Source organism: Falsarthrobacter nasiphocae, from assembly GCF_031456275.1.
In the GTDB taxonomy this organism is placed as follows: domain Bacteria; phylum Actinomycetota; class Actinomycetes; order Actinomycetales; family Micrococcaceae; genus Falsarthrobacter; species Falsarthrobacter nasiphocae.
This window is the reverse complement of record NZ_JAVDUI010000001.1, coordinates 645,776-668,807: the sequence shown is the minus strand read 5'-3', so window position 1 is coordinate 668,807 and position 23,032 is coordinate 645,776. Positions and strand designations below refer to the sequence as shown.

Sequence of the window (23,032 nt, the reverse complement as noted above, 5' to 3'; positions counted from 1 at the left end):
GCCCGCGGGGGACTAGCCCTTGAAGGGGACAGCCTTGAGGATCTTGACCTCGACGGTCTTGCCGTTCGGCGCCTCGAAGGAGACGGTGTCCCCGGCCTTGTGGCCGTTGATCGCGGAGCCGAGGGGGGACTTGTCCGAGTAGACGTGGATGTCCATGTCGCCGGCGATCTCGCGGGAGCCGAGGAGGAACTCCTCCTCCGAGCCGCCGAGGGAGGCGGTGATGAGCATGCCGGGCTCGACGATGCCGTCGTCCTTCGGGGCCTCGCCGACCTGGGCCGTCTCGAGGAGCTGCGTGAGCTGGCGGATGCGGGCCTCGGCCTTGCCCTGGTCCTCCTTGGCGGCGTGGTAGCCGCCGTTCTCCTTGAGGTCGCCTTCGCTGCGGGCGTCCTCGATGCGCTGAGCGATCTCGGCGCGGCCCGGGCCCTCAAGGTGCTCGAGCTCGGCCTTGAGGCGGTCATAGGACTCCTGGGTGAGCCAGGCGCCCTGGGTCTGCTCGGTGCTCATGTGTTGCTCCTTGTTGATGGTCAGTGAATGTGAAAGAAGCGCCGCCAGGTGGCCGGCGGCGCGTGCGTATTCAACGGATTCTAACTGTTCATTCTAGTGTGAGGGTCCAGGCTAGGCCAGGGGGCGCGCCGGGGGCGGGTGCGCTAGCGGACGGCCCAGCAGGAGTGGACGCCCCCGTTGACGCCGTCTTGGACGGTGCGGAGGGTGGCGCGGTGGTTGGTCGTGGTGCCGTTCGCGGTGGCGTGCGGGTCGTCCGCGCTGTTGGGGCCAATCCTGACAATTTTCCAGCCGACGACGGCGAACCGCTCGTTGAGAACCTGCACAGCGCATTCGGCGGTGGCTGAGGGCCGCTTGGTGACGGAGAAGTCCACCGTGGCCACGCCCTTCTCGGGGAAGGCGAAGGAGACGTCTTTGCTTGTGACCCGGGTCCCCGCCTGGTAGATGGCCAGGCCGGCGGCAACGGCCACGGCGAGGCCCAGGACGCCGATGATCCACCACCGCACGCGGCCGAGAGCGAACGCCCGCCGGGGCCGTCCGTATCGCTGGGCTAGGCTGTCATTTTGCATGGTTTCCTCATCCTACCGATGAAGGCTGGACGCCCGGGAAGCCGCAGACACTCATCCTCGCCCAAGTTTGGCCTGCCCACCAGGAGACTCGTCGTGACGACTGCCTCGACCGCCCCCGCCGAAGGATTCCGCATCCTCGCTGTCCACGCCCACCCGGACGACGAGTCGAGCAAGGGCGCGGGCACGATGCTCCGCTACCTCTCCGAGGGCGCGCGCGTCATGGTCGCCACGATGACGGGCGGCGAGCGGGGGAGCGTCCTCAACGCGAATGTCGCCGCCGAGCCGATGGCTGCGCGGGACCTCGCAGGCATGCGCATCATGGAGATGGCCGAGGCCGCCCGCCACCTGGGCGTTGAGCACCGCTGGATCGGCTTCGCGGACTCGGGCCTGCCGGAGGGGGACCCGCTGCCGCCGCTTCCCGCCGGCTGCTTCGGTGCCCTGCCCCTGGAGCAGGCGTCGGCTCCTCTCATCCGCCTCGTCCGCTCGTTCCGCCCGCACGTGATCCTCGCGTACGACGAGAATGGCGGCTACCCGCACCCGGATCACATCATGTCCCACCGTGTGGCCATGGAGGCGTACCAGAGGGCCGGAGACCCGGATGCCTACCCGGGCCTCGGCGAGCCATGGGCGCCGAGCAAGCTCTATTACGACCGCGGCTTCAGCCCCGAGCGCTTCACGACCTATCACGAGACCCTCCTCAAGGAGACGGGCGAGTCCCCGTTCACGGAGTGGCTCTCCATGCTGGACCAGCCCAAGCCGGAGTCGTGGATCACGTACGAGACCACGACGCGCATCGACGTCGGGCCGTTCATCGAGAAGCGGGAGGACGCCCTCAAGGCGCACCGCACGCAGATTGACCCGGAGTCCACGTTCTTCGCCCTCTCGGCCGAGAAGCAGCGCGAGGTGTGGCCGTGGGAGGACTACATTCTCGCGGACTCCCGCGTCGAGACGAGCCTGCCCGAGACGGACCTCCTGGCGGGCCTGCGCTGACGTCCAGGCCCCGCGCGTAGAATCTGAGGGTGCACACGTCTTTCCTGGCCGCGCTCGCGGCGACCGCTTCCCCGACCCCCACCATCAAGGCTGAGGACGTGAGCCCCGGCGCGCTGGGGTTCGTCTTCACCGCCTCGGTGGCCGTCCTGACGATCCTCCTGGCCATCAGCATGGTCCGCAAGATCCGCCGGGTCCGGTACCGCGAGCAGGTCCGGGAGGAATTCGAGGGCGCGGCGGCAGAGAACGACGACGACGCGCCTAGCGGCAGCGGCCGCCCCGCACGCCGGTAGTTCCCGGCCCAGCCCAGCGTCGCTGCCGCGCCACCCAGCCCCGCCGCCGTTTCGCTTCCCGTTGCGTGGCGAGTTTCAACCACAGAACGGCGCCCCGGCGTGCGAACGTCGCCCCACAACGGGAGAAGGTCGCCCCACAACGGGAGAAGGAGGGGCCCCGCCTGGCCCACTTCTCTCGTCGGCGGCAGGCCGCTACCCGCGGGTGATGACGGCGATCATGATGGCGATGAAGTGGCACACGAAGCCGCCCACCGTGAAGGCATGGAAGAGCTCGTGGAACCCGAACCAGGCCATGCTGATGTTCGGCCGCTTCATGGCGTAGAACACCGCGCCGGCGATGTACAGGGCCCCGCCGGCGAGGATGAGCACCGAGCAGACGACGCTGGCGGCGAAGAACTGTGGCAGGTAGAACAGCGCAGCGAGGCCCAGCGCCACGTAGACGGGCGTGTAGAGCCAGCGCGGCGCCGAGATCCAGACGAGGCGGAAGACCACGCCCAGCAGGGCCCCGATCCAGACCGCGGTCAGAAGGATCGTGGCGTCCCGCCGGTCGAGGAGCACCCACGCGAGCGGCGTGTAGGAGCCCGCGATGATCAGCATGATGTTCGTGTGGTCCAGCCGCTTGAGCAGCATGCGCGTGCGCGGCGTCCACGTGCCGCGGTGGTAGATGGCCGAGACCGTGAAGAGCAGAATCCCCGTGAACGCGTAGACCGCGCAGGCGGCCCGGGTGCCCACGCTGGGGGCGAAGACCATGAGGACGAGCGTCGCCACCACCGCCAGGGGCGCCATGACTGCATGGATCCAGCCGCGAAGGCGGGGTTTGTGCAGGGCGGTGTCGTGCGTCGTCGTCGTCATGGTCTCATCGTAATGAGCGGGCCTGGGCGGTGCCCGGACGGCGGCCTCCGGTACGGTTGTCCTTGTGATTGGGCCTTGGAAGGAGACGCGGATGCAGCTGAGGCGCGCCCTGTACGGGCTGTACTCAAGGCAGCTGCGCAAGGAGGTCGCGCCGGCTGTCCTGCCGCGGCATATCGGGGTCATGGTGGACGGGAACCGGCGCTGGGCCAAGCTCGCGGGTGCTCCCACGCATGACGGCCACCAGGCGGGCGCGGACAAGATCATCGAGTTCCTCGGCTGGTGCCGCGAGCTGCGCATTCCCACGGTCACCCTGTACATGCTGTCCACGGACAACCTGTCTCGCTCGAGCGACGAGCTCGACGCCCTCATCGACATCATCGGCAACACCGTGGACCGCCTCGCGGAGACGCCTCGCCTTCGCGTGTGCCCCGTGGGCGCCCTGGAGATCCTGCCCCCTCACTTGGTCTCGAAGCTTGAGTCCGCGGCGGCTCAAGCGCCCGACGACGCCGACCTGCGGGTCAATGTCGCCGTCGGCTACGGCGGGCGCCGTGAGATCGTGGACGCCGTCCGGGAGATCCTGCTTGAGGCCGAGGCCGAGGGCAAGAGCGTGCGGGATGTCGCCGACGCGCTGACGGACGCCCAGATCGGCGAGCACCTCTACACGCGCGGGCAGCCGGACCCGGACCTCGTCATCCGCACGAGCGGGGAGCAGCGCCTCTCCGGCTTCCTCATGTGGCAGTCGGCGTACTCGGAGTTCTACTTCTGCGAGGCGCTGTGGCCGGATTTCCGGCGCGTCGACTTCTTGCGCGCCCTGCGCGACTTCGCGAGCCGCCAGCGCCGTTTCGGGGCCTGACCAGCGCAGGCACGAGCAGCGTGGGCATCGCGCCCCTCTGGCGCGAGAGATATCCACGTTTCCTGGCTGGCGGGCACAGGTGACCGCTTCGGCGCCATAGCCTCGCTGCATGGTGTCTCTTGTGCCGTTGTTTCTGGTGCCGTTGCTCCCTGTGCCGTTGTTCCTGGCGCCCCCGTTCTGGGGGCGGCTGCTCCACGCGCTGCCGGGGTCTCTGGCTTCAGGGGGATCCCTGCCTGCGTTCTCCTGGCCGCTCGGGTCACTGGCCCGTCGCGTCCTGGACGAGCAGAGTCCGTGGGGCTCCCTGGGGCCGGCCTGGGCAGAGCACATCGCGGACGGCGTGGCGCTCGCAGGATGGGCGCTCGTGTGGGGCGCGTGGGCCGTGTCCGGGGTGATGCTCTCGATCATCGACGCCCGCGAACGCCGCCTGCCAAGGCCTGTCATCTGGGGCGCGGCGCGGGTCCTCGGCCTCGGCCTGGTCCTCGTGGTGGCGGGGACAGGGGACCCGTGGCCGCTTCTCGGGGGCGCGCTCGGCGCCATCCTGGCCGGCGGCGGCCTCGCTCTGGCGCGGAGAGCGGCAGCCCTGGGCGCGGGGGATGTGCGCTATGCGGGTTTCCTCGGGGCCGTCCTCGGCCCTGACGGGCTGGGCCACGTGGTGGCGGGTCTCGCGTGCGCGTTTGCCGGAGCCGGGTTCCGGGCGGCCTGGCTCGTGTTCGTGCGCCGCGCGCCTCCGGGGACACGCCTCGCCCTCGGGCCCTACCTCTTCGCGGGCTCGGCGTTCCCGCTTGTCCTTCTTCCGTGACGGGAGCAGGGGGACGACCAGGCGCGACCCTTGTACGCGAGTCGTGGACAAACGTACAATTAAGGAATTCCGTCGCCTCGAGACGCTCGGGGAAAGGCACTCGGATGTCCCGCCCTGGTCGCTGAGGTAGCCCCGGGTGTCGTGAGAGCTGACTCTGGCCGGCCCTCGTGGGAGCTGACCTCGGCGAGCCGCTCTCGAGACGGCGGCTTTTCGGAAGGAGGATCCATGAGAATCGGTTACCCCATCGCCGTCGTGCTGTCGGTGCTATGCCTCGTCGTGGCCTTGACTGACGGCCTCGGGGGTGCCCTGCCTAACCCGAATGGGGTTGCGGGCGGGTGTCTGCTCGCCGGTCTCGTCGCGCTGTTCTGGCAGCAGGCCCGAGACCGAGACAAGCGCCATCACAACCTCAAGTAGCCTGTTCGCTACGGGAACGGAGGCCCTGGCGGGACGGCTATGTCCGCCCGTAAGCCGCCCGTCATGGGGAGGGGAAGCGGCACGGCGGGAACGCCTCGCAAGCGTGGGGCGGTGCTTCGCCACGGGGGACGCTGGCTAGGCTGGGCACATGGCTACGCCCGACTTCATCCTGTCCTTGCGCGAACGCATCGGCCACGAGCTCCTCTGGCTCCCAGGTGTGACGGGCGTCGTCCTGGACTCCTTGGAGGCGCCCACGCGCGTCCTGCTGGTCGAGCGCCAGGACAACGGGCGGTGGGCCCTCGTCACGGGCATCCTCGAGCCGGGGGAGGCCCCCGCGGAGGGCCTGCTGCGCGAGATCGAGGAGGAGACCGGCGTCCGCGCGCGCACGGAGGCCCTCTTCGACGTGGACACCACCGGGATCATCACGTTCCCCAACAAGGACCAGTGCTCGTTCCTCAACCTGTCCTTCCGGTGCGAGTCGCTCTCAGGCGAGGCACGCGTCAACGACGACGAGTCCACGGCCGTCTCCTGGTGGCCGCTCGAGGCCCTGCCCGACTCCCTCACGGACCGCCACGCGCGGCTCATCCGGGGCGCGCTCACCCATACGGGGCCCGGCGCCGCCTACGAGGTGCCCGGCAATCAGGCCGAGCGGGCGTAGCGGACGCGGAAGTTGGAGAGGATCTTCGGAGGCTCGGTGACGCTGGAACGGCGGGCGGCCGCGATGACGCTGTCCAGCTCATCCGCCGCGAAGTAGCCGTGGTTGCGGTACTTCGAGAGGCGGAACACGAGACCCTCCGCGTCCATCTCCGGGTGGAACTGGGACGCGTAGAGGTTCTGGCCCAGGCGGAACATCTGAACCGGGCAGGAGCGGCCCTCGACGAGGAGAACGGCACCCTCCGGCAGGCGGCCCATCGACTCTTTGTGGCCCACGAACGCATCGAACTCGGCGTTGACGCCCTCGAGGATCGGGTCACTTGCGCCCGCCTCCGTGATCGCCATCGGGACGGCGGCCGCGGTCTCAGAGTGCTCGCGGTCCACCGTGCCGCCCGCGTACACACCGAGCGTGCTGACGCCGTAGCAGGCGCCGAAGAAGGGGTAGTCGCGCGGAACCACGAGGTCCAGGAGGCGGCGCAGCTCGGCCTCGCACGCCCGCTGGAGATCGCCCTTGAGCTCGTCGGCGTCCATCGTGTTGAAGGGGCTCCCGCCCAGAATGACCCCCGAGTGGGTGTCGAGCAAGGTCTCCCAGTCCACGGGCCCCGAGAGGACAGCCTGCTCAAGGCGCAGCGGCTCAAGCTCCCCAGGAGCGAAGCCGCCCAGGGCCGTGGTTGAGCGCAGTTCGTCCGCGGCGACGTCGTCGTCTTCTCGCGTTTGGATGAGCAGGAAGGGAAGCATTGCGCCAGCCTACGCGAGGTGCGGACGGCCCGCGCAGGGGTGCCCACACAGTGGGCGCGGCGCAGGCCGAAAAGGCGCGCCTCGTCCGCGCTCAACAAGCGGGCCCCCGGTTGCGAGGCGACTTCCGCACGCTCGGGCGCGGTTTTCTGGTCGAAAACCGCCACGCAACGGGATGGGGCTAGAGCAACGGGAGGGGGACCGTAGAACGGCGAAGCGCCCGCAGCCTCTCGCCCCGGAGGGGGCGGAAGGCGGCGGGCGCTCAGCCGCTCGCAAGGGCCCGCAGAACGGGCCCCGGGCCTCAGGCTAGGCCTGCGGCGGGCGGGTCATGCTCATGACGTCGAGGGCCTTGTCCAGCTGCTCCTCGGTGACCTCGCCGCGCTCAACGTAGCCGAGGTCGACGACGGCCTCGCGGACCGTCATCTTCTGGGCGACGGCGTGCTTGGCGATCTTCGCCGCGGCCTCGTAGCCGATGACCTTGTTGAGCGGCGTGACGATCGAGGGCGAGGCCTCGGCGAGGAAGCGGGCGCGCTCCTCGTTGGCGGTCAGGCCGTCGATCATCTTGTCGGCCATGACGCGGGACGTGTTCGTCAGGAGGCGGATGGACTGGAGGAGGTTCGCCGCCATGACCGGGATGCCCACGTTGAGCTCGAACGCCCCGTTCGTGGACGACAGGGCGATCGTCGTGTCGTTGCCGATGACCTGCGCGGCGACCATGATGGCGGCCTCGCAGATGACCGGGTTGACCTTGCCCGGCATGATCGAGGAGCCCGGCTGGAGGTCCGGGATGGCGATCTCGCCGAGGCCCGTGTTGGGGCCGGAGCCCATCCAGCGGAGGTCGTTGTTGATCTTCATGATCGAGTACGCGATGGTCCGCAGCTGGCCGGACGCCTCGACGAGGCCGTCGCGGTTGGCCTGGGCCTCGAAGTGGTTGCGCGCCTCGGTCAGGGGCAGGCCCGTGTTCTTCGCGAGCTCCGCGATGACCTTCTGAGGGAAGCCGGCCGGCGTGTTGATGCCGGTGCCGACGGCGGTGCCGCCCTGCGGGACCTCGGCGACGCGGGGGAGGGAGGCCTCGATGCGCTCGATCCCGTAGCGGATCTGCGCCTCGTAGCCGCCGAACTCCTGGCCCAGGGTGACCGGGGTGGCGTCCATGAGGTGCGTGCGGCCGGACTTCACGATGTTCGCGAACTCCTCAGCCTTTCGGCCGAGCGAGTCGGCGAGGTAGCCGAGCGCCGGGATGAGGTCGTTGATGAGCGCGCCCGTGGCGGCGACGTGCACGGACGTCGGGAAGACGTCGTTCGAGGACTGGGACGCGTTGACGTGGTCGTTCGGGTGAACCTCGGTCTCCGAGCCGGCGTCCTTGAGGGCGCGGTTCGCGAGGGTCGCGAGGACCTCGTTCATGTTCATGTTGCTCGAGGTGCCAGAACCGGTCTGGAACACGTCGATCGGGAAGTGCTCGTGGTGCTTGCCGGAGGCGACCTCCTCGGCCGCGGCGATGATGGCGGCGGCGCGCTCGTCGTCGAGCACCCCCAGCTCGCGGTTGGCGACGGCAGCCGCGCGCTTGATCTCAGCGAGCGCGCTGATGTGCGCGGACTCGAGAACCTGACCCGAGATCGGGAAGTTCTCAACCGCGCGCTGCGTCTGGGCGCGGTAGAGGGCGTTGACGGGGACTTTGACCTCGCCCATCGTGTCGTGTTCGATACGGTACTCGGCTGCGTTGCCGTTCTGCGTGTCAGTCATGCTCACTATCTTGCTCTTCCGAGGTGAGGGACCCCAAACCGGACACGAGCGAGACCGCCCCGTCCGCGAGGCTGTATGTCACGCCCGCGATGGCGAGCGCGCCCGCGTCCAGGGCATCCGAGATGATCTTGGACGAGTCCGCGAGGCGCGAGGCCGTCTGCTTGACGTGCTCCGTCACCGTCCCGTTGACGTCCTTGACGTTCTGGCGCCGGGCGGCGATGACGCTCGGCGTGATGCGCTCCACCAGATCCCGGACGAACCCGCGCGGCATCTGGCCGGAGTGGAAGGCCTCGACGGCTGCCGTCACGGCGCCGCAGGAGTCGTGGCCGAGGATGACGATGAGCGGCGTCTTCAACACGCTCACCGAGTACTCAAGGGAGCCGAGGACGGCGTCGTCGATGACCTGGCCCGCCGTGCGCACGACGAAGACGTCGCCGAGTCCCACGTCGAAGATGATCTCCGCCGCGAGGCGCGAGTCCGAGCAGCCGAAGATGACGGCGTACGGGTTCTGCGCCGAGGCCAGACGGGAGCGGTGGAACGCGTCCTGGTTGGGGTGGGAGGACGTCGAGGTGACGAAGCGGCGGTTGCCCTCGGCGAGGAGCTGCCACGCCTCGGCGGGCGTCTCGGGCCGGGGAGTCGGCTGGACTGGGGGCTGGGGCATGGTCACTCCTGGGGGCCTCACGGAGGAGGGGCTTGGGTTACTTTGCGGTGCCGATGGCGGCGGCGAGGCGGGCGAGATCCTCCGAGGAGGCCTCGCCGGAGACAAGGAACGTGCTCTCGCCGCGCCGGGCCACCCACGTCTGCTCGTTGCCGCCCGAGGCGTAGACGGTCCACGCGAGACCGCCCTCGGTGCGGCGCTCAGCCTCCGGGCCCTTGGTCTGCTGGGCGAGCCAGGTGGGGTTCGCCTTGTTCGTCTGGATGAACTTCATGTACGTGCGGGACGGGGTCACATAGCCGACAGTCCACGTGGGGACCTTGGACTGGTCCCCTTGGCTCAGCTCCGCGTGGTTGGACGGGTAGTCCTCCGGCATGGACGGCGCCACGGGGCGGAAGCCTTGGCTCGTGCCCGCCTGCGCGGCGATGGAGGCGACGTCCACGCGACGCGTGAACGCGTCATCCTTCTTCTGCGGGACGAGGAGCAGGACGGGAAGCACGAGGGCGAGGCTCAAGCCGATGGCGATGAGCATGCCAATCACGGACGAATTGGCGCGCTGCGCCTGCTTTTTGGTCAGGACGGGCGTGGCGGGGCTCTGCGTACTCACCCGCCCATTCTCTCACTGCGGGAGGCGGACGCGGGCCGCGCCCCCTTCGATAGGATGGAGGGAACCGGAACGACGACGTCTCGACTTCTCGAAAGGCACGCCTGTGACCACGGACCACTCTCAGCTTTCCCCCGCCCTCGCCGTTGGAGACACCGAGCCAGACCGGAACCTCGCCCTCGAGCTGGTCCGCGTCACCGAGGCGGCGGCGATTGCCGCAGGCCACTGGGTGGGCAACGGTGACAAGAACTCCGCGGACGGAGCGGCCGTTGACGCGATGCGCTCCCTCCTCTCCACGGTCAACCTCAACGGCGTGGTGGTCATCGGCGAGGGCGAGAAGGACGAAGCCCCCATGCTCTACAACGGCGAGAAGGTGGGCAGCGGCCAGGGCGCCGAGGTCGACGTCGCCGTGGACCCCGTGGACGGCACCCGCCTGACGGCGCTGGGCTACAACAACGCCCTGTCCGTCCTCGCGGTCGCGGAGCGCGGGACGATGTTCGACCCGTCCGCCGTGTTCTACATGGAGAAGCTCGTCACGGGCCCGGCAGCCGCGGACATGGTTGACCTCCGCCTGCCTGTGAAGCAGAACCTGCACCTCATCGCCAAGGCTGAGGGCAAGAAGATCAGCCAGCTCAACGTCGCGGTCCTCGAGCGTGACCGCCACAAGCCGCTCGTCGAGGAGATCCGCGCGGCCGGCGCCCGCACGCGCTTCATGCTTGACGGCGACGTCGCCGGCGCCATCTCCGCTGCCCGCGAGGGCACGGGCGTGGACGCGCTCATGGGCATCGGCGGCACGCCTGAGGGCATCGTCGCGGCCTGCGCCATCAAGGCCCTCGGCGGCGTCATCCAGGGCCGCCTCTGGCCGCAGGGCGAGGAAGAGACGCAGAAGGCTCTCGACGCCGGCCACGACCTCTCGCGCGTCCTCTCCACGAACGACCTTGTCACGAGCGACAACTGCTTCTTCGTGGCCACGGGCGTCACGGACGGCGACCTGCTCAAGGGCGTCCGCTACGCCAAGGACCGCGTCCTGACCCAGTCGATCGTCATGCGCTCCAAGTCCGGCACGATCCGCGTCGTCGACGGCGAGCACCGCAACCACAAGTGGGAGTCCTACGCGCGCCTCGCGTAAGGCCGCGCCCTGGCCCTTCAGCCCCTGGCCAGAAAGGAGCCCCGCTCACCCCGGATTCGTCCGAGGCGAGCGGGGCTCCCTTTCATTGTTTCCGGTGCGGGCACCGGCTGACCGGCCCAGCGGAGGCCCGTCGGTGGGGCGGACTAGCTTGATCCGCGCCTGCGCTTGGCGCTCGGATTCTCTACCCTGAGCTGGTGGACAACCATCGCCATGGGCCAGACTGTGAGGCCAATGGAATACATGGAATCGTTCTGAAGCACGGACCCCAGACCGATGCAGGCCGCCGCAACGAGCGGAATGACGGCCAAGTGCTCCCACTCCCTGAGCGCGGACAGCGCGGCGGCGAGGAGAACCATGAAAATCCCGGCAGCCGTGAACCATCCGTCGATCTTGGAGTTGACGACCAACCCCGCCAGAACCGCGATCAGGACAACGACAAGGTGAGCAATCCCGTTCTTCATGAAGGTTCCTCCTAGCAAGCCTCGATGAACACATCGGTCGTTTGCCGAGGGTTGATTGCGAGGCACTGCCCCGCGGGCCAGGCTGATGTGTCAATCCGCCCCGTCCAGTCCTTGACGGTGCCTGCCACGGCAATGCACCCGGCTGACCCCCACTCATTCGTGATAAGAGCGCACGCCGCGCCTCCGAGCGTCGTGGTGGCGTCGAGGGCGGCCTTCCAATCGTCTGCCGTTCCGCGAACATAGGGTTTGATGCCGCGCCAGACGACGGTCATCGACCTTGTAACGGTGGGGGACGGGCCGAGGTCAAACCCCACGGTGAGCCCAGCGGCGGACTTTTCGTAGCGGCCTGTCTTCAGCTGGTCTTGGAACCCGGCACTTTCGAGAATCCGGATGGCCTCGGTCCGTGATTCAGCTCTCTGAACTCTCGTCACGAGGGGTTCGACCTCGTGGGTGGGCGTGGCGGGGTTGTGGGGCATGCTGTGGCTCGCCCCCATGGGATGCCCGGCTGCGGGTTCTGCTGATGCGGGAACTCCTGCGAATGCCCCCGCAGTCAGGGAGGCGGCGGTGATAACGGCGAGCGTGCGATGCGCGGAACAGACTTTCATCTCTCCTCTTCTTCTCTGTCGACGTATCAAGGTCTACAGAAAGAAAGTAGCAAGCCAACCTTATTTTATTCTTGGAGGTTGGTAACGTTGTAATAACGCAAGTCATCCCAAGTGAGACTGCGGGGCACAGGCCCCCAGGCGCAGTGAGGGGGCGACGGCGGCGCTCAGCGGCCCGGGAGGACCCGCTTCGCGAGCGGCGCGGCCTTGCGGAGGAACGGGAGCACCTCGCCACGGAGGCGACGGGCCGCCCGGTAAGCCGTGTAGCGGCGGTCGAGCGGCAGGTCCCACGAGCCCGGGTAGTGCACCTCGGCGCCGCCGAAGGACCGCTTGAACTTCGTGAACCCGGCCCACGCATGCTCGGGGTCGTCGGTCGGAGCAATGCCCCACAGGTCCACGGCCTCCTGGCCGCGAGCCTTGGCGTCCCTGATGAGGGCGACGACGAGGGCCACGCCGGGGGAGAGCTTGCGGTGCGCGTCATCGGCGGCGGCGTGGGCGTACACGCGCGTGGTCGGCGTGTCGTACACGAGGGCCGCGGCGATGACTTCGGGCTGGCCGCCGTCGTCGTCTCCGGAGCCGGAACCCGAGGCAGAGCCGGAGCCGGAGGAGAGCTCGGCGAGGTAGAGGCTCGCCGCGCCCCGGCTCATGAGGGTGGACGCCGCGGACTCGAGGTACGCCGGGGTGTGGGAGGTGAACTCGCCGCGCGCGGCCGTGCGGGCCAGGAGGCGGTTGAGGTGGCGCACGTCCTGGGGGTCCTCGCTGACCCGGACCGTGACGCCCTTCTTGTGGATGTTGCGGGCCACGTTCCGGTTGGAGGAGCGCATGTCGCCGAGGATCGTCTTCTCGTCCCGAGAGAGGTCGATGATCAGGGTGTCCTTCGGCTGGACGTCGTGCGGGGCGCGCACGAGGCCGAGGGAGGACAGGACAGACGCCGGGTGCTGGCCCAGCCCCGCGGAAACCGGCTCGACGCGCACGTAGCTCAGCTTGCGGCGCCGCCCCTCGGCCGCGAGGGCAGCCAGGGCCCGCTCGAACCCGGCCGCGTCCTCCGCGCACGGCCCGTACGCCGCATAGAGCGAGTCACCGAGGGCGCTGCGCTCAACGGTGGCGACGGCCTCGTAGCCGTCCCCGCTCAGCTCGACGACCTCCTTGCCGAGGGCGCGCTGGAACTCGGCCCACGGGGCCGTCTGAAGGATGGAGGGGCGCATCGGGGGCTCCTGGGGTCGGGAGGGACTGGTATCGGTCGGGTGTGGCGGTTGGCCGCCGGCCCCACGGCCGCGGTGGACGACTGGCGGGGCGGCCGGTGACGGTCCGGGGCGGAGGGGGCCGGCGGGGCGCCGTGGCGCTGGGCCTACGCGGCGCCCGTGACGAGGAAGACGACGGTGCCGGCGGTGGCCGCGATGACCGGGGCGGCGTCGTCCGCTGAGACGAACCCGGCGTGCCCGGGGCTCAGAGCCGTGCCCTCGACCGTGGCGGTTCCCTCGGTGACGACGACGACGGCTGCGCCGCGGGTCTTCCCCGTGACGGCGCCGTCCACCGTGAAGGTGAACCGCTCCACCGAGAACTCATCGAACGGCGGCGCGAAGACCTCGCGGCGGCCAGCCGAGAACTCGGCGGTCTCGGGCTCGCACCGCGGCGCGGGCAGGGCCTGGAAGGAGAGGGTCTTCATGAGCTCGTCAATGTCGACGTGCTTGGGCGTGAGCCCGCCGCGGAGGACGTTGTCGCTCGTGGCCATGACCTCGACGCCGAAGCCCTTGAGGTACGCGTGGAGGTTGCCTGCGCCGAGGAAGAGAGCCTCACCGGGGGCGAGGCGGACGACGTTGACGAGCAGCGCGACGAGCACGCCGGGGTCCCCGGGGTAGGCCTCGTGCAGGCCGAGCACGGTGCGCAGCTCGGCGGTCCACGCGGCGAGGGGCCCGGCCTCGAGGTCTGCGGAGCGGAGCGCTGCGGCGAGGAGATCGACGGCACCCGGCGAGCGCGGGTCCGTCAGGGCGAGCGTGAAGGCGGCCCGGAGGGCCTCGCCCTCGTCGTCGGCACGGAGGGCGCCGGCGAGCTCGGAGAGGAGCCCCTCCGCCGAGGGGGACCCGGCCGCGAGGGGGGCCAGCGCCTCGACGAGGCCGAGAGTCTGCGAGGGGGCGCGGAACCCTGAGAGCGCCTCGAAGTCCGTCAGGGCGACGATCATCTCGGGCTTGTGGTTGGCGTCCTTGTAGTTGCGGTGGGGGGCGTCGAGCGGCACGCCAGCCGCCTCCTCGGCCGCGAACCCGGCCTTCGCCTGCTCAATGCTCGGGTGGACCTGAAGGCTGAGGGGGGCGTCTGCGGCGAGGAGCTTGACGAGGAACGGGAGCCCGCCGAAGCGCTGCTGCGCGTCCGCACCGATCCGCTCGGAGGGCCGCTCCGCGATGTACTCGGTCAGCGGCACCTCACGCCCGTGCACCTCCACGGTGGACGGGGATGCCGGGTGCGCCCCGATCCACATCTCGGCCTGCGGCTCGCCTGTGGGCTCCTCGCCCAGGAGCTCGGGGATGGCGGTCCGTGAGCCCCAGGGATATGGGCGCACGGGGTTGCGCAATAGTCGCATTGGGATTCCTTCGTCACTCGGCGGGGGTGCAGTTCCCATTGTCCTTGACAATGGCGGCGAGGGTGTCGTCGTCGCGCTCCTGGGCGAGCCGATTGAGGTACTCGGGCGTGATCGGAGTGCCGTCCGGGGCCTTCGTGGCTGCCTGGGGGACGACGACGGAGGCTGGCGCCCACGGTGCCGCCCCGAGGCGGGGGAGCGCCGCGGCCACGGGGGCCCTGACAGCCCCCGTGGAAGCGGAGGGCGCGTCGGACACGAGGTCCCGGACGCGCGTGTGGACCAGGTCGAAGTCCGGGTACGTGGAGAACAGGTCGGGGAAGTCCGGCGCGCCGACGGTCAGGCGGCGCTGCTCCTTGCCTCGGGAGCGCAGCCCGGCGTCCACGATGTACCCGATGCGATTGCGGGCGATGTTCGTCTCCGCGAGGGTGGACCCGGCCTTCGCGATGGCGCCGAAGCGGGACGCGAGGAGGGCGGGGGAGAGCTTGTTGACCATCGCCGACTGAACGCACTGCTGGCGCTTGATGCGGTTGTAGTCGCTCGCGAACTCGCGGGACCGGGCGAACCATTCGGCGTGATAGCCGTCCAGGGTCAGCCGCCCGGGCGCCATCCACTCGCTCGGCGGGTAGTGCCGGACGGGACTGGTGCCGGGGATCTCACCGCTCGTCACGGGGACCCAGCCGCCGGAGTTGACACTGACGCCGCCCATCGCGTCCACCATCTCGCTGAACCCGCCCATGTCCAGGAGGAAGTACCCGGTGACGGTCAGCCCCGTCACGCCGCTGGCCGCGTCCATCATGGCCTTGGCGCCCGCGTCCTTGGCCCCGGGGTAGAGATGGGCGTAGTCCTGGTTGACGGTGCCGTAGAGGGTGTTGATGATGCAGTCGTCGCCGCAGTTGTAGCCCTCCGGGTACACGGCGTGGAGGGGGGAGGACTCGGGGAACGGCGCGTTCTGGAGGTTGCGGGGGATGGCGATCGAGACCGTGTCTCCCGTGGCGGCGTCGATGCTGAGGACGGAGAGGCTGTCCGGGCGGCGGCCCGTGCGGTCCGAGCCCCCGTCCCCGCCGAGGAGGAGGATGTTGTACCGGCCGTTGACGGGCTTGACCTCGTCGCCGTCCGCGAACATCGAGTTGAAGGCCTGCGTCGCCGCGTTGAGCGAGTAGGCCGCAGCGAAGAGCGTGCCGCTCGTGACGGCCATGAGGAGGAGGGTGGCGACGGCGACCGCGCCGCCCTTGGCCGGACCGAGGCTGCCCGGCTTCGCGGCCCAGAGCGTCATGAGCCAGAGGAGGGCCCAGCCGATGCCGAGTCCCACGAGGACCGTGCAAATGACGGGCGCGAGGACCGGGGAGATGATCGTGTTGATCGTGGCGCCCCGCAGGACGAGGAATCCGATGGCGGTCAGTGCCAGGACCGCCCAGCACGCCAGGGTGATGAGGATCGCAAGCCGCCCGATGGGCCGCGGGCCGGCCGCCGCCTGGGCCCGGCCGGGCAGGAACGCCGTCATGGCGAGGAGGGCGGCGGCGCGCTTGCCCGAGCGGGGGGCTCGAACGCTGGCGCCCCTCCCGGAGCGGCGGGGCGGCTCGGACCACTCCGCCTCATCCCGGGCGGCGGACCGCCGTGCGGCGACCTCCGGCTCATCCCGGGCGGCGGACCGCCGTGCGGCGACCTCCGGCTCGGGCGCGGGGGCGGGCTGCCGTGCGGCGACCTCCGGCTCGGGCGCGGGGGCGGGCTGCCGCCAGGCGCCGTCGTCGTCATGAAGGGACTTGCGAGCGCTGACGACCCCCTCCTGCTCCCCCTCGTGCAGGGAGGAGCCGTCAGTCAGGGGGCGTCGGGCGCCGATCTCCTCGGGGCCCATTCAGGGGCGCTCCTCCGCGAGGGAGGACAGCCTCTCCCCCTTCTCGATGGCCTGCCGCCGAAGGTCGGAGGAGAAGTCGACGAGGCGCTCGCGGAGCTCGGCCGCCGCCTCGTCCGCGCCCGCCGCGAGGATGCGGGCCGCGAGAAGGCCAGCGTTGCGGGCGCCATCGATGGACACCGTGGCCACGGGGACGCCCGCGGGCATCTGGACGATCGACAGGAGGGAGTCGAGGCCCTCCAGGTTCTTGAGGCGGACCGGCACGCCGATGACCGGCAGCGGGGTCATGGAGGCGACCATGCCCGGAAGGTGGGCGGCCCCGCCGGCGCCGGCGATGATGACGCGGATTCCGCGCGAGTGCGCGCCGCGGGCGAAGGCCACCATGTCCTCCGGCATGCGGTGGGCCGAGACGACGGACGCCTCGACGGGGATGTCCAGCGAGCGCAGGGCCTCGACGGCCTGGCTCATGACGGGCCAGTCGGAGTCTGAGCCCATGATGACGGAGACGATCGGCTGCGTGGTCATGTGTTAGTCCTCAGTCTCGGGAGCGGTGGCGGTCTCGGGGCTGCCGTCCCGGAGGATGGCGGCGGTCTCTCGCGCCAGGCGGCGCGACTCGTCCAGCTCCGAGGCGGGACCGAGCACGTTGACGTGTCCGATCTTGCGTCCCTGGCGGACGGACTTCCCGTAATGATGCACCTTGGATGTGGGCGCGTGCTGAAGCGCGGCCGGAAGCATGCTGGGCGTGTGCTGCACCGCTCCGCCCAGGACGTTCTTCATGACGGCAGTCTCCGCGAGGGCGCGCGTGTCCCCGAGGGGGAGGTCCGCGACGGCGCGGACGTGCTGCTCGAACTGGCCCGTCACCGCCCCGTCCATGGTCCAGTGGCCCGTGTTGTGCGGGCGCATCGCGAGCTCGTTGATGACAAACCCAGGCCCGCGGCCGGGCGTCTCGAAGAGCTCGACTGCGAGGACGCCCGTGACGCCCAGGCTCTCGGCGATGCGGCGGGCCGTCTCGAGCGCTGCCTTCGCCGTGTCCTCGGACAGCCCAGGGGCGGGGGCGACGACCTCGTCACACACCCCGTCCGTCTGCACCGTGTGGGCGACGGCCCACGCGCGGGTCTCTCCGCTGGGGCGCCGGGCGACAAGGGCGGAGAGCTCGCGGGCGAAGTCCACGCCCTCCTCGGCGAGAAGCTCGTCGAACTGCTCGAACCACGCGGCCACGCGCTCGGCGTCGTCTGCGGAGGAGAGGAAGGCGACGCCCTTGCCGTCATAGCCGCCCTGGGGGGTCTTGACGACAACGGGCCAGCCGGCTCGCTCGCCGAACGCCACGATGTCCGCCACGGTGGACACGGCCGCCCACTCGGGGTTCGGCAGGCCGAGCTCGGCCATCTTCCGCCGCATGTGGAGCTTGTTCTGCGCGTAGAGGAGGGCCGCGGAGGGCGGCTGGACGTTGACGCCCTCGGCCTCAAGGGCCTGGAGGCAGTCCTGCGGAACGTGCTCGTGCTCAAACGTGAGGACGTCGAGGCCCTGGGCGAACGCCCGGAGGGCGGCGAGGTCCTGGCCCGCGCCGAAGGCGACGCGGGAGGCCGCAGACGCCGCGCAGACGGACGGATCCTCCGCGAGTATGGAGAGCTCGATCCCGAGCTCCAGGGCGGGCCCGGCCATCATGCGGGCCAGCTGGCCGCCGCCGACCACGCCGACGCGCAGCGCGCGGTCTGTGGCGGGGCGGGCGGGCCCGGGGGCGGACGGAGCAGGAGCGTTGTCAGCAGTCACCCAGCCAGCTTATCGGGGATCGCCTCCCGGACGGGATAGACTCGTCAGACCCGTGACGGCAGTCGGCCGCGCGAGAATCCTGTCCCGAACGTCGACCGAGGTGCCTCACCTGTGAAGAGAATCATCGCCAAGCTCCAGTCGCTTGTGGCGCTTTTCTGGCGAGAGGTGGCGAAGTTCGGGGCCGTCGGCGGCGTGGCGTTCATCATCGAGGCCGGGACCACGTGGGTCCTCGTCCACACGATCATGGACGGCTCTGATGCCAAGGCGCGCCTCGTGGGCGCGACCATCGCCACGGTCTTCGCCTGGGTCGCCAACCGCCTCTGGACGTTCCGGGACCGCCGCGCGCAGAACAAGTGGGGCGAGTTCGCCAAGTTCGTCCTCATCAACCTCTTCGGCATGGGCATCGCGGCCGGCACGACCTGGTTCGCGAAGTACGGCCTCAACATCGACAACAAGAATGTCGTGTGGATGTGGGGCAACTTCGGCGTGGTTCTCGCGACGATCGTCCGCTTCTTCGCCTACCGCTTCTGGATCTTCAACCGCGAGCTGGACGCGGACCCCGAGTGGGCCGAGGATCACCGGATCTTCGAGGACGAGCCGAGCCTCCCGGGCTCGGGTGCCCAGCCCCGCCCCGAGCGCTCGGGCGCCGCACGCCCCGAGTGAGCGTCAGCCGCCCCGCCTGAGCGTCACGCGAGGTTCAGCGGCCGTGCCTTCTCGCTCTCGGCAATCCGCTGGATGTCCGCCTGGGGGTCCAAGACGACGACGACGCCCTGCCCGCCCGCCAGGAGCGCCGCGAGGGAGGTGATGTCCTCCGCGCGCATGAGCTCGCCGGGGCCCCGCCCGGCGCCCGACTGGCTCGTCTGCCCCGCCTGAGCCGGGCTCGCCGGCTGGATGAGCACTCGCCCGGCCCCTTCGGCGCCAGCCCACCGCTCGGACACGGCCAGCGGAGCGCCCGTCACGGGCTCGAAGGGCGTGAAGACGTCGGCGAACCCGCGCACGAGGGCCGCGTAGTCGCACACGTCCCGCCCCGCGTCGGGGAAGGCCTCGGCGAAGGCGGCGCCGGAGGCGTCCTCCCAGCGGTCTGCCGTGTCGTCGCGGGGGAGGAGGATGCATCGCTGAAGGGCGGTGCTCTCCGTGGAGAACTGGGCGGCCTCTTCGGGCGAGTCGGTGGCCAGGTGCGCGGCGGCCGCGTCGTCGTCGTCAGGGGAGAGGACGTCGAGTCCCGCCGCCCAGGCGCCGAGAGCGAAGGCGGGGGCGCGCCACCCCCACTCGGCGGAGAGGGCGATCCGCTCGCCGGACATGAGGTCGAGCTCCTCGGTGAGGAGGCCCGCGGTCTTGGCCGCCCAATTGGCGAGGACGGCGCCGGAGAGCTCGATTCGCTCGCCGCCCGGCCGGTAGACGGTGATGCCGGGCCGGGGGCCGAGCGCGGAGGCGACGGCCGAGGCCGCCCCGGCCGTGGTGAGTCCTGCGGCGGACGGACGAGAGGGAGTTAGGTCCATGGTCTGCGAGGCTCCTGGGGCGGTGAGTTCAGTGCTTAACTGGGGCGTGCTCCGGCTTGACGAAAGCGGACTTACACGCGTGTAATTAGGGATGTGGGAGACCGATTCTCGGCCGCCCCGCACACCTTGACCATAGAACATCATGCCGGCGATTCGCGGCCGCTCGGAGCAGGGGGCTCAAGACTCCCCGCGCCTCGTGGCGAACGATCCCCGCCCGCGGCACCGCCACGGTGCCTGGGCTCGCGAGGCGCTGGCGCCGTGAAACCTCTTCACCGCGCTGATTCTTGCGGCCGGTTGCCGGTAGCAGCGCTTTCACGTGTCACCCGGGAGGAATCCGAATGGGATACGCACAACACGCCGAGGCGGCGAACGAGCAGGCGGCTTCGCAGGCCGAACGCGCTCGCCACAGGGACGTTCCCCAGGACTGGTTCCTCGACCCGGCCTCGCCCGCCGCGCGAGAGACGGCGCTCGACGAGGCGGCCACCGCCTTCCTCGCCGCCCACGAGGCCGGACTTCTCACGGACGCGGCCCCGCGCCTCCTCAGCGAGGGCTTCGCGGACACCAGCCCCGGGCTCGAGGCCCCCTCCACCGATGACGCCGCCTCCTTCTGGGACGCCGTGGCACCGTTCGCGGACGACGAAGGCGGCGTCCTGGCCTGGCAGGCCCAGGCCCTCTGCGCCCAGACGGACCCTGAGGCGTTCTTCCCCGAGAAGGGCGGCTCCACCCGGGACGCAAAGCGCGTCTGCTCCGGGTGCTCCGTGCGCCAGGAGTGCCTCGACTACGCGCTCGCGAACGACGAGCGATTCGGAATCTGGGGCGGCCTCTCCGAGCGGGAGCGCCGCCGGATCCGCCGCGACGGACGCTAGCGCGGCTGACCGAACCGCGGGTCCACGTCCTCCGGGCGGGACCCCCAGAGGACGGCGAGCTGGAGAGCGATGACGTCAGCGACGACGTCCCCGACCGGCCGCTTTTCCCTCTTCGCCTCCAGGAGGATGGGCCACCGGTACAGGAGAACCCGGTCTCGCAGGGCTGGCGCCGGGCCCACGAGGCCCGCCGCAGCGCCGCCTCCCCCGGCGCCGTCCCCGCCAGCACCGTCCGCTCCCGCTCCGGTGCCCCTCGTCTGGGCCGTCTTCGCCTGGGCGGCGGCAGACTGGGCCGTTCCCAGAAGGGGAGCCCGCGCGTCGTCCCCGGGCATGAGCGCCTCCGTCGTCGGCGTGTCGAGCGAGAGCACGTCCACGCCCTCCAGCCGCTCGGTGACGTGCGCGGGGAGCGCCCCGAGGGCCCGCCCCGCGATCTCCGAGAACTCCTGGAGGGGGCGGCGAGCGGCCCGCAGGCTCGCGGGCAGAAGGGCGCCCCGGGCACCCCGTCCGTGGCGGTTGCGGGCGCGGCGTCGCGCCCCGGTGTTCGGCGAGTCCATCCCACCAGGGTACGGCCGCAGGCCCCCCGGCGGCGCCTGCGGGCGCCGAAACCGGTAATCTTCATGGGGTGATCGCTTACCGCCACTGCTCCAAGATCGGCTGCTCTGAGCCTGCCGTGTCCACGCTGACGTACAGCCATGCGGACCAGACCGCCGTGCTCGGGCCGCTCTCGCTCCAGGCGGAGCCGCACACGTACGACCTGTGCCTCACGCACTCAGACCGGCTCACCGCCCCTCGGGGGTGGGAGATCGTGCGCCTGGCCCTCCCCGCCCCCGACGTCGACCCGGACGGCCTGAGCGCCGTCGTCGACGCCGTGGCCGAGCCCGAGGAGGAGCCGCTCGAGGCCGCACCCGTCCGCCAGCGCTCGTGGCGGACCCCGCTGAGCCGCCCCCAGGCGAGCGCCGCCGACGACGACACCGTGAGGCCCTTCCGCCGCTGACAGGCCGGACCCCCGCGCCGCAGCACCACACCACCGCCCCAACCCCCGGACCCCCGGGGGAGAACACCGGAGGAATCATGCTCGAACCGAACGATTACAAGGTCGCCGACCTCAGCCTCGCCGAGGCGGGACGGCACCAGATCCGACTCGCCGAGCACGAGATGCCCGGCCTCATGGCACTGCGGGAGGAGTACGCGGAGGAGCAGCCCCTCCGCGGCGCGCGCATCGCGGGCTCCCTCCACATGACCGTCCAGACTGCCGTCCTCATCGAGACGCTCACGGCCCTCGGCGCGGAGGTCCGCTGGGCGAGCTGCAACATCTTCTCCACCCAGGACGAGGCGGCGGCAGCCGTCGTCGTCGGCCAGGGAACCCCGGAGCGCCCCGAGGGCGTGCCGGTCTTCGCGTGGAAGAACGAGACCCTGCCCGAGTACTGGTGGGCCACCCGGCAGATCCTGACCTGGCCGGGCGCCGACGAGAACCCGGACGCGGGCCCCAACATGATCCTCGACGACGGAGGCGACGCGACCCTCCTCGTCCACAAGGGCGTCGAGTTCGAGGCCGCCGGCACCGTGCCCGCGGACCCGGAGGAGGGGGACGAGGACTACTCCTACGAGTACACGGTCATCCTCGCGGCCCTCCGCGAGTCCCTCGCGGAGAACCCCCAGCGCTTCACGCGCCTCGCCGAGCGCATCCAGGGCGTCACGGAGGAGACGACGACGGGCGTGCACCGCCTCTACCAGCTCGCCGAGGAGGGCAAGCTGCTCTTCCCCGCGATCAACGTCAACGACTCGGTGACGAAGTCCAAGTTCGACAACAAGTACGGCATCCGCCACTCGCTGCCGGACGGGCTCAACCGGGCCACGGACGTCCTCATCGGCGGCAAGGTCGCCTTCGTGGCGGGCTACGGCGACGTCGGCAAGGGCGCCGCCGAGGCCCTGCGCGGCCAGGGCGCGCGCGTGATCGTCTCCGAGGTGGACCCGATCTGCGCGCTCCAGGCCGTCATGGACGGGTATCAGGTGGCGCGGCTCGAAGACGTCGTCGAGGACGCGGACATCTTCATCACGACCACGGGCAACAAGGACGTCATCCGCGCCGAGCACATGCTGCGGATGAAGAACAAGGCCATCGTCGGCAACGTGGGGCACTTCGACAACGAGATCGACATGGCCTCGCTCGCCAAGACCGAGGGCGTGCGGAAGGTCGAGATCAAGCCCCAGGTCCACGAGTGGGTGCTCGGGGAGGGGACGGACAACGAGCGGAGCATCATCGTCCTCTCCGAGGGCCGTCTCCTCAATCTCGGCAACGCCACGGGCCACCCCTCGTTCGTCATGTCGAACTCCTTCGCCAACCAGACCATCGCGCAGATCGAGCTCTTCACGAAGCACGGCCGCACCACGGCGGGCGGCTCGCCGGAGTACGCGAATCAGGTCTACGTGCTGCCGAAGATCCTCGACGAGAAGGTCGCCCGGCTTCACCTCGACGCCCTGGGCGTGCGCCTGACCGAGCTCTCCAAGGCGCAGGCGGCGTACATCGGCGTGGACGCGGCCGGCCCGTACAAGCCGGACCACTACCGCTACTGAGGCGGCCCGCGCCGGACAGGCGCGGGCCCCGCTCCATGGGGTCCGCGTCACGGTCCG

General features: G+C 70.5%; 27 protein-coding genes. 11 read left to right on the top strand and 16 right to left on the bottom strand.

Going from position 1 to position 23,032, the window contains the following annotated elements; genetic code table 11:
- Positions 1–12 precede the first annotated feature (12 nt).
- Positions 13–504 carry a transcription elongation factor GreA gene (gene greA, locus J2S35_RS02985; protein ID WP_309849655.1) on the bottom strand — a complete coding sequence of 164 codons (492 nt, stop codon included), beginning with the start codon at positions 502–504 and terminating at the stop codon, positions 13–15.
- Positions 505–647: 143 nt separating this feature from the next.
- Positions 648–1,070 carry a DUF4307 domain-containing protein gene (locus tag J2S35_RS02980; protein WP_309849653.1) on the bottom strand — a complete coding sequence of 141 codons (423 nt, stop codon included), beginning with the start codon at positions 1,068–1,070 and terminating at the stop codon, positions 648–650.
- 93 nt (positions 1,071–1,163) lie between these two features.
- Between J2S35_RS02980 and mca the strand changes: the two genes are divergently transcribed.
- Positions 1,164–2,060: a mycothiol conjugate amidase Mca gene (gene mca / locus J2S35_RS02975; protein ID WP_309849650.1), complete on the top strand. Its 897-nt coding sequence runs from the start codon at positions 1,164–1,166 to the stop codon at positions 2,058–2,060.
- A 29-nt stretch (positions 2,061–2,089) separates the two neighbouring features.
- Positions 2,090–2,350 (top strand): hypothetical protein, encoded by a 261-nt coding sequence (locus J2S35_RS02970; RefSeq protein WP_309849648.1) that lies wholly within the window; start codon positions 2,090–2,092, stop codon positions 2,348–2,350.
- A 192-nt stretch (positions 2,351–2,542) separates the two neighbouring features.
- Here J2S35_RS02970 and trhA read toward each other — a convergent pair whose 3' ends face one another.
- A complete protein-coding gene (gene trhA / locus J2S35_RS02965) occupies positions 2,543–3,202 on the bottom strand; it encodes a PAQR family membrane homeostasis protein TrhA (protein ID WP_309849645.1) in 660 nt (219 codons plus the stop codon).
- Positions 3,203–3,293: 91 nt separating this feature from the next.
- Here trhA and J2S35_RS02960 point away from each other — a divergent pair, with 91 nt between their 5' ends.
- The 4 genes from J2S35_RS02960 to J2S35_RS02945 all read left to right on the top strand — a co-directional run bounded on the left by J2S35_RS02960 (position 3,294) and on the right by J2S35_RS02945 (position 5,926).
- Positions 3,294–4,055, top strand: coding sequence for an isoprenyl transferase (locus J2S35_RS02960; protein ID WP_309849642.1), 762 nt, complete (start codon positions 3,294–3,296; stop codon positions 4,053–4,055).
- A 151-nt stretch (positions 4,056–4,206) separates the two neighbouring features.
- Positions 4,207–4,854 (top strand): prepilin peptidase, encoded by a 648-nt coding sequence (locus tag J2S35_RS02955; protein ID WP_309849639.1) that lies wholly within the window; start codon positions 4,207–4,209, stop codon positions 4,852–4,854.
- 225 nt (positions 4,855–5,079) lie between these two features.
- The gene (locus tag J2S35_RS02950) at positions 5,080–5,268 is read left to right on the top strand and encodes a hypothetical protein (RefSeq protein WP_309849637.1); all 189 of its coding nucleotides are present in this window, start codon (positions 5,080–5,082) and stop codon (positions 5,266–5,268) included.
- A 148-nt stretch (positions 5,269–5,416) separates the two neighbouring features.
- Positions 5,417–5,926, top strand: a complete 510-nt coding sequence (locus tag J2S35_RS02945; RefSeq protein WP_309849634.1) for an NUDIX hydrolase — start codon at positions 5,417–5,419, stop codon at positions 5,924–5,926.
- On the opposite strand, the gene J2S35_RS02940 is transcribed toward J2S35_RS02945, so the two are convergent.
- The 4 genes from J2S35_RS02940 to J2S35_RS02925 form a co-directional block, all read right to left on the bottom strand.
- Entirely contained in the window at positions 5,908–6,660 is a 753-nt protein-coding gene (locus J2S35_RS02940; protein WP_309849632.1) for a glutamine amidotransferase, read from the bottom strand. The two genes, J2S35_RS02945 and J2S35_RS02940, sit on opposite strands and share 19 nt — an antisense overlap.
- 303 nt (positions 6,661–6,963) lie before the next feature.
- Complete coding sequence (locus J2S35_RS02935; RefSeq protein WP_309849631.1) at positions 6,964–8,397, bottom strand: class II fumarate hydratase; 1,434 nt, start codon at positions 8,395–8,397, stop codon at positions 6,964–6,966.
- A complete protein-coding gene (locus J2S35_RS02930; RefSeq protein WP_309849629.1) occupies positions 8,390–9,058 on the bottom strand; it encodes a carbonic anhydrase in 669 nt (222 codons plus the stop codon). The genes J2S35_RS02935 and J2S35_RS02930 overlap by 8 nt, the downstream gene beginning before the upstream one ends.
- Positions 9,059–9,095: 37 nt before the next feature.
- Positions 9,096–9,659 carry a DUF4245 domain-containing protein gene (locus J2S35_RS02925; RefSeq protein ID WP_309849626.1) on the bottom strand — a complete coding sequence of 188 codons (564 nt, stop codon included), beginning with the start codon at positions 9,657–9,659 and terminating at the stop codon, positions 9,096–9,098.
- Positions 9,660–9,762: 103 nt separating this feature from the next.
- Here J2S35_RS02925 and glpX point away from each other — a divergent pair, with 103 nt between their 5' ends.
- Positions 9,763–10,785, top strand: a complete 1,023-nt coding sequence (gene glpX / locus J2S35_RS02920) for a class II fructose-bisphosphatase (RefSeq protein WP_309849623.1) — start codon at positions 9,763–9,765, stop codon at positions 10,783–10,785.
- A gap of 143 nt (positions 10,786–10,928) precedes the next feature.
- Here glpX and J2S35_RS02915 read toward each other — a convergent pair whose 3' ends face one another.
- The 7 genes from J2S35_RS02915 to J2S35_RS02885 form a co-directional block, all read right to left on the bottom strand.
- Positions 10,929–11,246, bottom strand: a complete 318-nt coding sequence (locus tag J2S35_RS02915; protein ID WP_309849620.1) for a hypothetical protein — start codon at positions 11,244–11,246, stop codon at positions 10,929–10,931.
- Positions 11,247–11,257: 11 nt separating this feature from the next.
- Positions 11,258–11,722, bottom strand: a complete 465-nt coding sequence (locus J2S35_RS02910) for a hypothetical protein (protein ID WP_309849617.1) — start codon at positions 11,720–11,722, stop codon at positions 11,258–11,260.
- Positions 11,723–12,015: 293 nt separating this feature from the next.
- Positions 12,016–13,053: a lipid II:glycine glycyltransferase FemX gene (locus tag J2S35_RS02905; protein WP_309849613.1), complete on the bottom strand. Its 1,038-nt coding sequence runs from the start codon at positions 13,051–13,053 to the stop codon at positions 12,016–12,018.
- A 143-nt stretch (positions 13,054–13,196) separates the two neighbouring features.
- Positions 13,197–14,423, bottom strand: a complete 1,227-nt coding sequence (gene manA / locus J2S35_RS02900; RefSeq protein WP_309849612.1) for a mannose-6-phosphate isomerase, class I — start codon at positions 14,421–14,423, stop codon at positions 13,197–13,199.
- Between the two features lie 13 nt (positions 14,424–14,436).
- Positions 14,437–16,272, bottom strand: a complete 1,836-nt coding sequence (locus tag J2S35_RS02895) for an LCP family glycopolymer transferase (protein WP_309849610.1) — start codon at positions 16,270–16,272, stop codon at positions 14,437–14,439.
- Positions 16,273–16,794 (bottom strand): 5-(carboxyamino)imidazole ribonucleotide mutase, encoded by a 522-nt coding sequence (gene purE, locus J2S35_RS02890; RefSeq protein ID WP_309849608.1) that lies wholly within the window; start codon positions 16,792–16,794, stop codon positions 16,273–16,275.
- Positions 16,795–16,797: 3 nt separating this feature from the next.
- Positions 16,798–17,973, bottom strand: a complete 1,176-nt coding sequence (locus J2S35_RS02885) for a 5-(carboxyamino)imidazole ribonucleotide synthase (RefSeq protein ID WP_309853004.1) — start codon at positions 17,971–17,973, stop codon at positions 16,798–16,800.
- Positions 17,974–18,150: 177 nt separating this feature from the next.
- Here J2S35_RS02885 and J2S35_RS02880 point away from each other — a divergent pair, with 177 nt between their 5' ends.
- Positions 18,151–18,702 carry a GtrA family protein gene (locus tag J2S35_RS02880; protein WP_309849606.1) on the top strand — a complete coding sequence of 184 codons (552 nt, stop codon included), beginning with the start codon at positions 18,151–18,153 and terminating at the stop codon, positions 18,700–18,702.
- A 23-nt stretch (positions 18,703–18,725) separates the two neighbouring features.
- Here the strand turns inward: J2S35_RS02880 and J2S35_RS02875 are convergent, their stop codons facing one another.
- Entirely contained in the window at positions 18,726–19,538 is an 813-nt protein-coding gene (locus tag J2S35_RS02875) for a TIGR03089 family protein (protein ID WP_309849603.1), read from the bottom strand.
- 338 nt (positions 19,539–19,876) lie between these two features.
- Between J2S35_RS02875 and J2S35_RS02870 the strand changes: the two genes are divergently transcribed.
- The gene (locus tag J2S35_RS02870; RefSeq protein ID WP_309849601.1) at positions 19,877–20,404 is read left to right on the top strand and encodes a WhiB family transcriptional regulator; all 528 of its coding nucleotides are present in this window, start codon (positions 19,877–19,879) and stop codon (positions 20,402–20,404) included.
- On the opposite strand, the gene J2S35_RS02865 is transcribed toward J2S35_RS02870, so the two are convergent.
- Positions 20,401–20,955: a hypothetical protein gene (locus J2S35_RS02865; protein WP_309849599.1), complete on the bottom strand. Its 555-nt coding sequence runs from the start codon at positions 20,953–20,955 to the stop codon at positions 20,401–20,403. The genes J2S35_RS02870 and J2S35_RS02865 overlap by 4 nt on opposite strands.
- Before the next feature lie 68 nt (positions 20,956–21,023).
- On the opposite strand from J2S35_RS02865, the gene J2S35_RS02860 reads away from it, so the two are divergent.
- Positions 21,024–21,395, top strand: a complete 372-nt coding sequence (locus tag J2S35_RS02860; protein ID WP_309849597.1) for a DUF3499 family protein — start codon at positions 21,024–21,026, stop codon at positions 21,393–21,395.
- Between the two features lie 77 nt (positions 21,396–21,472).
- A complete protein-coding gene (ahcY, locus tag J2S35_RS02855) occupies positions 21,473–22,975 on the top strand; it encodes an adenosylhomocysteinase (RefSeq protein WP_309849595.1) in 1,503 nt (500 codons plus the stop codon).
- Positions 22,976–23,032: the final 57 nt, after the last annotated feature.